The 2,780-nt window shown below is 66.8% G+C and carries 1 protein-coding gene and 3 pseudogenes; 1 reads left to right on the top strand and 3 read right to left on the bottom strand.

Annotated elements, in window-relative coordinates; translation table 11 throughout:
- Positions 1-132: 132 nt before the first annotated feature.
- From ACIBEF_RS32105 to ACIBEF_RS32115, 3 genes and pseudogenes are all read right to left on the bottom strand, one after another.
- Positions 133-544: pseudogene (locus ACIBEF_RS32105) on the bottom strand (transposase); the annotation flags it as partial.
- 139 nt (positions 545-683) lie between these two features.
- On the bottom strand, positions 684-1,961 hold the full coding sequence (locus ACIBEF_RS32110; protein WP_396797177.1) for a hypothetical protein: 1,278 nt from the start codon (positions 1,959-1,961) through the stop codon (positions 684-686).
- Between the two features lie 32 nt (positions 1,962-1,993).
- Positions 1,994-2,278: pseudogene (locus ACIBEF_RS32115) on the bottom strand (hypothetical protein); the annotation flags it as partial.
- A gap of 70 nt (positions 2,279-2,348) precedes the next feature.
- Between ACIBEF_RS32115 and ACIBEF_RS32120 the strand changes: the two are divergent.
- A pseudogene (locus ACIBEF_RS32120) lies at positions 2,349-2,678 on the top strand (helix-turn-helix domain-containing protein); the annotation flags it as partial.
- Positions 2,679-2,780 lie beyond the last annotated feature (102 nt).

Genomic DNA, 2,780 nt, shown 5'->3' on the forward strand with positions numbered 1-2,780 from the left:
GAGCGTAGACAACTCTGATGATCGATTCCCGTGCCTGCTTGCTACATCGGAGTACCCGCCTGTCCGGATCTTGGACGCCTACTGCCGGTCGCTCTAAAATCACATCCAAGAGCCGATGCGACCAGTCGGTCATCTCCTCACCGAAGCGCCGTAGATCTCAGTGAAGTGCGCGCTGATCTCCCCGGTCGTCAAACCCTTGGCAAACAACGACAACACGACCTCGTCGACCCCCGGACAGGCGCCGCTGCCGCTTCGTGATGATCTGAGGCTCGAACGTGCCGGCCCTATCCCGGGGCACGTCGATCTGCACCGGCCCGCTGGCCTCGGTCAGGACCGTCTTCGACCGGCTGCCGTTGCGGACGTTGCCCGACCCGGCACCGGCCTGCTCATGCTTCTCATAGCCGAGATGATCGGTCATCTCCTCGCTGAGCGCGGTCTCCAGGACCGTCTTGGTCAACTGCTTGAGCAATCCATCCGTGCCGGTCAACGACAGCCCTTGTTCCATAGCTGCCCGGACCAGCTCGGCGGCGGCTTTCGCCTCCGCCGACGGCTCGGGCCGCTTCTTACCCTCCGGTCTGGTCGTTCTGTGTCGCGGTCATCACGGCACCCCCTCACCCAGGCACATCGCCCGACAGGTCAGGCCGGAAACACCGTTAGATCCACAGCCCCCGCGAGATAGCCCTTCAGCGGTGGGGTGGCGCTGATGTGCCTGGTGTCGTGGTGTGCGGTGGGGATGTGCGCGAAGGGGAGGCTGATCGGGGACGGGTGGGGGTGGGGAAATGGCCGCGGTCCTCGCGGTTGGCGGCTCTCGGCTGTGCTGAGGCAGTAGCGGTCGACAGCCGCGCCGCGGCGGCGATGCCCGCCGATGGCACGGTTGGGGTGCCCGCCGATGTCGTGGTTGGGGTGGCGGCTGGTGGCATGGTTGGGGTGGGGAGGTGCCAGGGGGCGATTCTGTCAGTCTTGGTGACTGTGGTGGGCGCCGGTCGTGGCGATGGCGGGTTTTCAGCGAGGTGTGGGGGCTGCCCTGGAGGGTTGAGAAGCTCGGCGATGCTCAGTACACGCCCGGGGGCGGTGCCGGTCAGGGCGGTGGGGCCGGTCAGGGTGGTGGTGGTGTTCCCTGCGGGGACGGGCCGGGCAGGGACGGCTGGTGCGGGTTGCAGCCGCCATTTGCCGTCGGGGAGCGTGGTCGGGCGCTGGTGCAGGCCGTGCGCGGCCAACGCGGCGACCAACACCGGATCCGGCGCCGCCATCCGCCCCCCGGTGGCCGAGCTGTTCCGCAATGTGTTCACCAGTTGGCCGATGGGAACAGGGACGCTATGACCGGGCAGTGTCACTGTGGTGTTGTGCATGATGCGGGTGCCTACCGGCAGGCTGTTCAACGCCTGCGCATAGTCCTGATCGGTCCAGGTGATTCTGGCCTGGCTGGGTTGCAGCCGCCATTTGCCGTCGGGGAGTGCGGTCGGGTTGTGGTGCAGGCCGTGCGCGGCCAACGCGGTGACCAACGCCGGATCCGGCGCCGCCGCCAGCCCCCCGTAGGCCGAGGGGTCCTGCAGTTTGCTTACCATTTGGCCGATCGGAAGAGAGAAGGGATAACCGGGCAGCGTCACTGTGGTGTCGTTTGTGATGGGGGTGCCTACCGGGTGGCGGTTCAACGCCTGCGCATAGTCCTGATCGGTCCAGGTGAATGTGCCGCCGCTGGGTAGCAGCCGCCATCTGCCGTCGGGGAGCGTGGTCGGGTTGTGGTGCAGGCCGTGCGCGGCCAACGCGGCGACCAACGCCGGATCCGGCGCCGCCGCCAGCCCTTGGTGGGCCGAGACGATGCGCAGTGCGTGCACCAGTTGGCCGATGGGAACAGGGTCGGGATGACCGGGCAGCGTCACTGTGGTGTCGTACGTGATGGGGGTGCCTACCGGTAGGCGGTTCAACGCCTGCGCATAGACCTGAGAATTCTTGGGTGCCATCCGGATCTCCTCACCTATTCGGTACTGGCCTCTCAACGACCGAAGACAGACACGCGTTCAACAGTTCCCCCAGGCTTTGCTCTCTGATCTTGCAGGGCGGCCGGTGTCTTGGCGTTCGTGGTGGTCGCGATGTGGACGTCGTAGCGCGGGGTCAGGTGGTTGTTGCGGCAGCCGGGTGGTCGTCCTGGTCCGGGCCGGGAGGGTTTGGGTGCGCCGGCCGGACTGGTGGTCTTCGCGCGGGGGTGCCGAAACCCTCGGCGGACGCGGGCGGGCGAGAGACGCTGCGGTGGTGCGGGTCTCTGCCAGGGGCGGCGCAGTGTCGGCTCCGCCTGAAAACTGACCATATGTTTCCGGCTGAGTCGGGACCGGCTCCTGAAGCATCGGGAGGTGCTGAGCGTGGAGGATTGGGCGGAGATTCGGCGGCTGCGGCGGTCGGAGGGCATGGCGATCCGGGCCATCGCACGGCGGTTGAGGATGTCTCGCAACACCGTGAAGAAGGCCCTGGCCAGTGATGAGCCGCCGCGGTATCAGCGGGCGGCGAAGGGCTCGATCGTGGATGCGGTCGAGCCGCAGATCAGGGTGTTGTTGGCGGAGTTCCCGGAGATGCCATCGACGGTGATCATGGAACGAGTTGGGTGGACCCGGGGTAAGACGGTGTTCTGTGATCGGGTGCAGCAGCTGCGGCCGTTGTTCCGCCGTCCGGACCCGGCCCAGCGCATTGAGCCTTTTTCAAGCTGATCTTGCGGCTCAGGGCGGGTGTGGCAGGCCCGGTGATCGATGGGTGCGAGGCTCCAGGTAGGACAGCTGTCGACCAAGACT

This window comes from Micromonospora sp. NPDC050795, from assembly GCF_044456785.1.
Taxonomy (GTDB): Bacteria; Actinomycetota; Actinomycetes; order Mycobacteriales; family Micromonosporaceae; genus Micromonospora.